This window comes from Klebsiella sp. MS 92-3, from assembly GCF_000195655.1.
In the GTDB taxonomy this organism is placed as follows: Bacteria; Pseudomonadota; Gammaproteobacteria; order Enterobacterales; family Enterobacteriaceae; genus Klebsiella; species Klebsiella pneumoniae.
Window position 1 is genome coordinate 89,038 of the sequence record NZ_GL882724.1, and the last position, 8,564, is coordinate 97,601.

7 protein-coding genes and 1 tRNA gene are annotated in these 8,564 nt (G+C 54.7%); 7 read left to right on the forward strand and 1 reads right to left on the reverse strand.

Annotation, left to right across the window (positions count from 1 at the left end):
• Window positions 1–40 precede the first annotated feature (40 nt).
• On the reverse strand, window positions 41–1,384 hold the full coding sequence (gene argG / locus HMPREF9538_RS24285; protein WP_004144895.1) for an argininosuccinate synthase: 1,344 nt from the start codon (window positions 1,382–1,384) through the stop codon (window positions 41–43).
• 307 nt (window positions 1,385–1,691) lie between these two features.
• Between argG and HMPREF9538_RS24280 the strand changes: the two genes are divergently transcribed.
• The 7 genes from HMPREF9538_RS24280 (at window position 1,692) to rpsO (ending at window position 8,525) form a co-directional block, all read left to right on the forward strand.
• Window positions 1,692–1,768: transfer RNA gene (locus tag HMPREF9538_RS24280), tRNA-Met, on the forward strand.
• Window positions 1,769–1,976: 208 nt separating this feature from the next.
• Window positions 1,977–2,429 (forward strand): ribosome maturation factor RimP, encoded by a 453-nt coding sequence (rimP, locus tag HMPREF9538_RS24275; protein ID WP_002918364.1) that lies wholly within the window; start codon window positions 1,977–1,979, stop codon window positions 2,427–2,429.
• A gap of 27 nt (window positions 2,430–2,456) precedes the next feature.
• Entirely contained in the window at window positions 2,457–3,944 is a 1,488-nt protein-coding gene (gene nusA / locus HMPREF9538_RS24270; RefSeq protein WP_002918252.1) for a transcription termination factor NusA, read from the forward strand.
• A gap of 24 nt (window positions 3,945–3,968) precedes the next feature.
• Entirely contained in the window at window positions 3,969–6,659 is a 2,691-nt protein-coding gene (gene infB / locus HMPREF9538_RS24265) for a translation initiation factor IF-2 (protein ID WP_002918250.1), read from the forward strand.
• Between the two features lie 102 nt (window positions 6,660–6,761).
• Window positions 6,762–7,163 (forward strand): 30S ribosome-binding factor RbfA, encoded by a 402-nt coding sequence (gene rbfA, locus HMPREF9538_RS24260; protein WP_002918248.1) that lies wholly within the window; start codon window positions 6,762–6,764, stop codon window positions 7,161–7,163.
• Window positions 7,163–8,107 (forward strand): tRNA pseudouridine(55) synthase TruB, encoded by a 945-nt coding sequence (truB, locus tag HMPREF9538_RS24255; protein WP_004144892.1) that lies wholly within the window; start codon window positions 7,163–7,165, stop codon window positions 8,105–8,107. Before rbfA ends, truB begins: the two co-directional genes overlap by 1 nt.
• Before the next feature lie 148 nt (window positions 8,108–8,255).
• Window positions 8,256–8,525, forward strand: coding sequence for a 30S ribosomal protein S15 (gene rpsO, locus HMPREF9538_RS24250; protein WP_002918244.1), 270 nt, complete (start codon window positions 8,256–8,258; stop codon window positions 8,523–8,525).
• Window positions 8,526–8,564 lie beyond the last annotated feature (39 nt).

Below are 8,564 nucleotides of genomic sequence, written 5' to 3' on the forward strand. Positions count from 1 at the left end.
CGGCGGTGATCCGCCGGCGGAAAGCAACATTGTCAGGCGATTATTTGCCTTTGTTTTCCAGATTTTCAACCTGCGGTAAACCGGTTGCCGAGGAGGCGCTCAGCAGGCCAGACTGTGCATAGCCGAACAGCTTCTCGCGGGTATCGGTGATGTCCAGATTACGCATGGTCAGCTGGCCGATACGGTCTTCGGCAGTAAACATGGAATCGCCTTTTTCCATGGTCAGACGCTCCGCTTTATAGGTCAGGTTGTCTGATACCGTATTGAGGATCGAGTAGTCGTTACCGCGACGCAGTTCGAGGGTGACTTCGCCGGTGATCTGGCTGGCGACCCAGCGCTGCAGCGAATCACGCAGCATCAGCGCCTGGGAATCAAACCAGCGGCCCTGATACAGCAGGCGGCCCAACTGGCGACCGTGGGCGTGATATTGCTCAATCGTATCTTCGTTATGGATACCGGTCAGCAAACGCTCGTAGGCAATATGCAGCAGCGCCATCCCCGGAGCTTCATAAATGCCGCGGCTTTTCGCTTCGATAATCCGGTTTTCAATCTGGTCGCTCATGCCCAGGCCGTGACGACCGCCGATGCGGTTGGCTTCCAGCATCATCTCGACGTCATCGGCAAAGGTTTTACCATTCAGCGCCACCGGATGGCCCTGCTCAAAGCGTACGGTGACCTCTTCCGCAGGGATCTTCACGTTTTCGTCCCAGAACTTCACGCCCATAATCGGGTTGACGATCTTGACGCTGGAGTTCAGGAATTCGAGATCTTTCGCTTCATGGGTCGCGCCGAGCATATTGGAGTCGGTGGAGTAGGCTTTCTCGACCGACATCTTGTAATCAAAGCCGCAGGCGATCATAAATTCGGACATTTCGTGACGACCGCCGAGCTCATTGATAAAGTCGCTGTCCAGCCACGGTTTGTAAATCTGCAGTTCAGCGTTGGTCAGCAGGCCGTAACGATAGAAACGTTCGATATCGTTGCCTTTATAGGTGCTGCCATCGCCCCAAATGTTAACGCCGTCTTCTTTCATCGCCGCCACCAGCATGGTGCCGGTGACCGCGCGGCCTAGCGGCGTGGTGTTGAAGTAGGTCAACCCACCGGTGGTGTTATGGAAAGCGCCACACTGAATCGCGGCGATCCCTTCTGCGACCAGCTGTTTGCGGCAGTCGATCAGACGGGCGCCTTCAGCGCCGTACTCTTTCGCGCGGCGCGGGATAGCATCGTAGTCGTCTTCGTCCGGTTGACCCAGGTTAGCGGTATATGCATAAGGCACGGCGCCTTTTTTGCGCATCCATAACAGCGCGGCGCTGGTATCCAGTCCACCAGAGAAAGCGATACCAATACGTTGACCAACCGGGAGATGCTTGAGAATCGTCGTCATAAAATAAAACCCTGCTCGATAGACTGTGGTGAGTTCGACCCAACAACCTTAACTGCATTTTTATGCATTAATTGTGAGTATTCATTTAACCATCTTTTACTGGCGACAGGAAGTGCTTCATCATCTTTTTGCTAAAAAAGCCTGAAATACCAGCACAAACGGCAATCGGGGGCGCTAAAAAGCATGTTGACAAAATATACTAATCGCCGTTACAATTCATCTCGATTTTATGTCCCGTCTTCGGTACCAAATCCCAGCAGTATTTGCGTCTTTTGCTCAAAAAGAGTAAAATATGCCACGTTTCAGGCGCGGGGTGGAGCAGCCTGGTAGCTCGTCGGGCTCATAACCCGAAGGTCGTCGGTTCAAATCCGGCCCCCGCAACCACTTTCCCATTAAGTACTTTTTCAAATATACTGTGAGGACTAGGTGTCCTTCGTAGCCGAATTTGAAAGAATTCTTGCGGAAGGTGTTCCAGATCGCCATGGCGATCTCAGGGTTCAGTTATCTAAAGCCCCGATTTATCGGGGTTTTTTGTTATCTGACTTCAGAATAACTGGGCTATACGCCCTTTTTTTATGTCTTGGGGGTGGGTTTGTCCACATTAGAGCAAAAATTGACAGAGATGCTCACTGCGCCGGTTGAAGCGCTTGGCTTTGAGCTGGTCGGCATCGAATTTATTCGCGGTCGCACATCCACACTGCGCATCTATATTGATAGTGAAGATGGCATCAACGTTGATGATTGTGCTGATGTGAGCCACCAGGTAAGCGCCGTCATGGATGTCGAAGACCCGATCACTGTCGCTTACAACCTGGAAGTCTCTTCGCCTGGTCTTGACCGTCCGATGTTCACCGCCGAACACTATCAACGTTTCACCGGCGAAGAAGTTGCGCTGGTGCTGCGCATGGCGGTTCAGAACCGCCGCAAATGGCAGGGCATTATCAAAGCGGTAGACGGTGAGATGATCACGGTAACCGTCGAAGGCAAAGATGAAGTGTTCGCGCTGAGTAACATCCAGAAGGCGAACCTGGTTCCCCACTTTTAACAGTCTGGATTGAGGTGAAAGGCCCCGATGAACAAAGAAATTTTGGCTGTTGTTGAAGCCGTTTCCAACGAAAAAGCGCTGCCGCGTGAGAAAATTTTCGAAGCGCTGGAAAGCGCGCTGGCAACGGCCACCAAGAAAAAATACGAACAAGAGATCGACGTTCGCGTTGAAATCGACCGCAAGAGCGGCGATTTCGATACCTTCCGTCGTTGGCTGGTTGTAGAAGAAGTCACCCAGCCGACGCGCGAGATCACGCTGGAAGCAGCGCGTTTCGAAGATGAAAGCATGAACGTCGGCGACTATGTCGAAGATCAGATCGAATCTGTTACCTTCGACCGTATCACCACCCAGACCGCTAAGCAGGTTATCGTGCAGAAAGTCCGCGAAGCCGAGCGCGCGATGGTGGTCGATCAGTTCCGCGAGCACGAAGGTGAGATCATCACCGGCGTGGTGAAAAAAGTGAACCGCGACAATATCACACTGGATCTGGGTAACAACGCTGAAGCCGTGATCCTGCGTGAAGATATGCTGCCGCGTGAAAACTTCCGTCCGGGCGACCGCATTCGCGGCGTACTGTACGCTGTCCGTCCGGAAGCGCGTGGCGCCCAGCTGTTCGTCACCCGTTCCAAACCTGAGATGCTGATCGAACTGTTCCGCATCGAAGTGCCGGAAATCGGTGAAGAAGTGCTGGAGATCAAAGCGGCGGCTCGCGATCCGGGCTCTCGTGCCAAAATCGCGGTGAAAACCAACGACAAGCGCATCGACCCGGTTGGCGCTTGCGTCGGTATGCGCGGTGCGCGTGTGCAGGCCGTGTCGACTGAGCTGGGTGGTGAACGCATCGATATCGTCCTGTGGGATGATAACCCGGCGCAGTTCGTGATTAACGCTATGGCGCCGGCAGACGTCGCGTCCATCGTGGTGGATGAAGATAAACACACCATGGATATCGCGGTAGAAGCGGGCAACCTGGCGCAGGCGATCGGCCGTAACGGTCAGAACGTCCGCCTGGCTTCACAGCTCAGCGGCTGGGAACTCAACGTCATGACCGTTGACGATCTGCAGGCTAAGCACCAGGCGGAAGCGCATGCCGCTATCGATACCTTCACCAAATATCTTGATATTGATGAAGATTTCGCGACAGTGCTGGTTGAAGAAGGCTTCTCCTCGCTGGAAGAGCTGGCCTATGTGCCGATGAAAGAACTGCTGGAAATCGACGGTCTGGATGAAGCCACCGTTGAAGCACTTCGTGAGCGTGCGAAAAACGCACTGACTACGCTGGCGCTGGCTCAGGAAGAAAGCCTGGGAGATAACAAACCTGCCGATGATCTGTTGAATCTCGAAGGTCTGGATCGTGCCCTGGCATTCAAACTGGCTGCCCGTGGTGTTTGTACGCTGGAAGATCTCGCCGAGCAGGGCGTTGATGACCTGGCTGATATCGAAGGGATGACCGACGAGAAAGCTGGCGAGCTCATCATGGCCGCTCGCAACATTTGTTGGTTCGGCGACGAAGCGTAATAAACTGTAGCAGGAAGGAACAGCATGACAGATGTGACTATTAAAGCGCTGGCCTCAGAGATTCAGACCTCTGTGGATCGCCTGATACAGCAATTTGCTGACGCAGGCATCCGCAAATCGGCTGATGATTCTGTGACCTCGCAAGAGAAACAAACTTTGTTGACGCACCTGAACCGTGAACACGGCTCGGCGCCAGACAAGCTGACGTTACAGCGTAAGACGCGCAGTACGTTGAATATTCCAGGTACCGGTGGAAAGAGTAAATCGGTACAAATCGAAGTCCGCAAGAAACGCACCTTTGTGAAACGCGATCCGCAAGAGGCTGAACGCCTGGCCGCGGAAGAGCAGGCGCAGCGTGAAGCGGAAGAGCAGGCCCGTCGTGAAGCTGAAGAAGCAGCGAAACGCGAGGCGCAATTAAAAGCTGAACGTGAGGCCGCAGAACAAGCTAAACGTGAAGTCGCTGATAAAGCGAAACGTGAAGCTGCGGAAAAAGACAAAGTGAGCAATCAACATACCGACGAAATGACCAAAACCGCCCAGGCTGAAAAGATCCGTCGCGAGAACGAAGCCGCGGAATTGAAGCGCAAATCGGAAGAAGAAGCACGCCGCAAACTTGAAGAAGAAGCGCGCCGTGTAGCGGAAGAAGCACGCCGTATGGCTGAAGAAAACGAAAAAAATTGGTCTGAAACCTCAGACAGCCCGGAAGATAGCAGCGACTATCACGTCACCACATCACAGCATGCTCGTCAGGCTGAAGATGATAACGATCGTGAAGTCGAAGGCGGTCGCGGCCGTAGCCGTAGCAGCAAAGCGGCTCGTCCGGCGAAGAAAGGCAACAAACACGCTGAATCGAAAGCTGATCGTGAAGAAGCCCGCGCGGCCGTTCGCGGCGGTAAAGGCGGTAAGCACCGTAAAGGTTCCGCTCTGCAGCAGGGCTTCCAGAAGCCAGCGCAGGCCGTTAACCGTGACGTCGTAATCGGCGAAACCATCACCGTTGGCGAACTGGCTAACAAGATGGCGGTGAAAGGTTCTCAGGTCATCAAAGCGATGATGAAGCTGGGCGCCATGGCGACCATCAACCAGGTCATCGATCAGGAAACCGCACAGCTGGTTGCCGAAGAGATGGGCCACAAAGTTATCCTGCGTCGTGAAAACGAACTGGAAGAAGCCGTAATGAGCGACCGTGACACCGGCGCGGCGGCTGAACCGCGCGCACCGGTCGTGACCATTATGGGTCACGTTGACCACGGTAAAACCTCGCTGCTGGACTACATTCGTTCTACCAAGGTTGCCTCCGGCGAAGCGGGTGGTATTACCCAGCACATCGGTGCTTACCACGTCGAAACCGACAACGGCATGATCACCTTCCTGGATACCCCGGGCCACGCCGCGTTTACCTCCATGCGTGCTCGTGGCGCGCAGGCGACGGATATCGTGGTTCTGGTGGTGGCGGCAGACGACGGCGTGATGCCGCAGACTATCGAAGCTATCCAGCACGCTAAAGCGGCGCAGGTACCGGTGGTAGTGGCGGTGAACAAGATCGATAAGCCAGAAGCCGATCCGGATCGCGTGAAGAACGAACTGTCCCAGTACGGCATCCTGCCGGAAGAGTGGGGCGGCGAGAGCCAGTTCGTCCACGTTTCCGCGAAAGCGGGTACCGGCATCGACGACCTGCTGGACGCGATCCTGCTGCAGGCTGAAGTTCTTGAGCTGAAAGCGGTCCGCAACGGTATGGCGAGCGGCGCGGTCATCGAATCCTTCCTTGATAAAGGTCGTGGTCCGGTAGCTACCGTTCTGGTTCGCGAAGGTACTCTGCACAAGGGCGACATTGTTCTGTGCGGCTTCGAATATGGCCGTGTGCGCGCGATGCGTGACGAACTGGGTCGCGAAGTGCTGGAAGCGGGTCCGTCCATTCCGGTGGAAATCCTCGGCCTGTCCGGTGTGCCGGCTGCCGGTGATGAAGTGACCGTAGTGCGTGACGAGAAAAAAGCGCGTGAAGTGGCGCTGTATCGTCAGGGCAAATTCCGTGAAGTTAAGCTGGCGCGTCAGCAGAAATCTAAACTGGAAAACATGTTCGCTAACATGACCGAAGGCGAAGTTCACGAAGTGAACATCGTACTGAAGGCGGACGTACAGGGTTCTGTCGAAGCGATTTCCGATTCCTTACTGAAACTGTCTACCGACGAAGTGAAAGTGAAGATCATCGGTTCCGGCGTAGGTGGTATCACCGAAACCGACGCTACCCTGGCAGCAGCATCCAACGCGATTCTGGTTGGCTTCAACGTTCGTGCCGATGCCTCTGCGCGTAAAGTTATCGAAGCGGAAAGCCTGGATCTGCGTTACTACTCCGTCATCTATAACCTGATCGACGAAGTGAAAGCGGCGATGAGCGGCATGCTGTCTCCGGAACTGAAACAGCAGATCATCGGTCTGGCTGAAGTGCGTGATGTCTTCAAATCGCCGAAATTCGGCGCCATCGCGGGCTGTATGGTTACCGAAGGGACGATCAAACGTCACAACCCAATCCGCGTTCTGCGTGACAACGTGGTTATCTATGAAGGCGAGCTGGAATCCCTGCGCCGCTTCAAAGATGACGTTAACGAAGTCCGTAACGGCATGGAATGTGGTATCGGCGTGAAGAACTACAACGACGTTCGCGTTGGCGATATGATCGAAGTGTTCGAAATCATCGAAATCCAGCGTAGCATCGATTAATCATTTGATGGCTAAGCAGCCGGGGAAGCGAAGCGCCACCCGGCAATCATTTTAAAAAGGGGCTTTTGGCCCCTTTTTTGTCTTTATTCTGGAGAACTTATTATGGCGAAAGAATTTGGTCGCCCGCAGCGTGTGGCCCAGGAGATGCAAAAAGAGATTGCCATCATCCTGCAGCGTGAAATTAAAGATCCGCGTCTGGGCATGATGACCACCGTTTCCGGTGTGGAAATGTCCCGTGACCTGGCCTATGCCAAGGTGTATGTCACCTTCCTTAACGACAAAGATGAAGCCGCGGTGAAAGCGGGCATCAAAGCGCTGCAGGAAGCTTCTGGCTTTATCCGCTCTCTGCTGGGGAAAGCGATGCGTCTGCGCATCGTACCGGAACTGACTTTCTTCTACGACAACTCACTGGTGGAAGGGATGCGTATGTCCAACCTGGTCACCAGCGTGGTGAAACACGACGATGAGCGTCGTGTGAACCCGGACGACAGCAAGGAGGACTGATGAGTCGTCCTCGTCGTCGCGGCCGCGACGTGCATGGCGTATTGTTGCTGGACAAGCCTCAGGGCGCCTCCAGTAACGATGTGCTGCAGAAAGTAAAACGTATTTATAACGCCAACCGCGCCGGACATACCGGCGCGCTGGATCCGCTGGCGACCGGTATGCTGCCGATCTGCCTTGGCGAAGCGACCAAGTTTTCCCAGTATCTGCTGGACTCCGATAAGCGTTACCGCGTGATCGCCAAACTTGGCCAGCGCACGGATACCTCCGATGCCGACGGTCAGGTGGTGGAAGAGCGCCCGCTGACCTTTAGCGACGAACAGCTGGCGGCGGCGCTGGACAGCTTCCGCGGCGAGACGCAGCAGGTGCCGTCGATGTATTCGGCGCTGAAATATCAGGGCAAGAAGCTATACGAATATGCTCGCCAGGGTATTGAAGTTCCGCGGGAAGCCCGGCCGATAACCGTCTATGAGCTGCTGTTTATTCGCCGCGAAGGCGATGAGCTGGAGTTGGAGATCCACTGCTCGAAAGGCACCTACATCCGGACGATTATCGATGATTTAGGTGAGAAGCTCGGCTGCGGCGCGCACGTGATTTTCCTGCGTCGCCTGGCGGTAAGCAAATACCCGGTCGAGCGGATGGTGACCCTCGAGCAGCTGCAGGCGCTGGTCGATGAGGCGGCGGCGCAGGATATTCCTGCCGCTCAGTTGCTTGATCCGCTGCTGATGCCGATGGACAGCCCGGCCTCGGATTACCCGCTGGTTAATATTCCAGAAACCTCCGCAGTCTACTTTAAGAACGGCAACCCGGTACGTCAGTCAGGCGCGCCGCTTAACGGGCTGGTGCGGGTGATGGAGAGCGAGTCCGGCAAGTTTCTCGGCATGGGCGAAATTGACGATGAAGGCCGCGTGGCCCCGCGTCGTCTGGTGGTGGAATACCCGGCGTAAGCGCTTTTCTTGCGATAAAAGCCTGCTACGAGTAGAATATCGCCGCTTAACGTCCGCTAACGTGTTTTAACATTTTCGGGCGTTGCATCAGGGGTCGCTGAATTAGAGATCGGCACCCTTTCTTTCTTTTAATTTTTGGAGTTATAAAATGTCTCTAAGCGTTGAAGCTAAAGCAAAAATCGTTTCTGAGTTTGGTCGTGGCGAAAACGACAGCGGTTCTACCGAAGTTCAGGTTGCACTGCTGACCGCACAGATCAACCACCTGCAGGGCCACTTTGCAGAGCACAAAAAAGATCACCACAGCCGTCGTGGTCTGCTGCGCATGGTTTCTCAGCGTCGTAAACTGCTCGACTACCTGAAACGTAAAGATGTTGCCCGTTACTCTGCGCTGATTGAGCGTCTGGGTCTGCGTCGCTAATTCTGCGAGTTTCAGAAAAAGGGGCCTGACGGCCCCTTT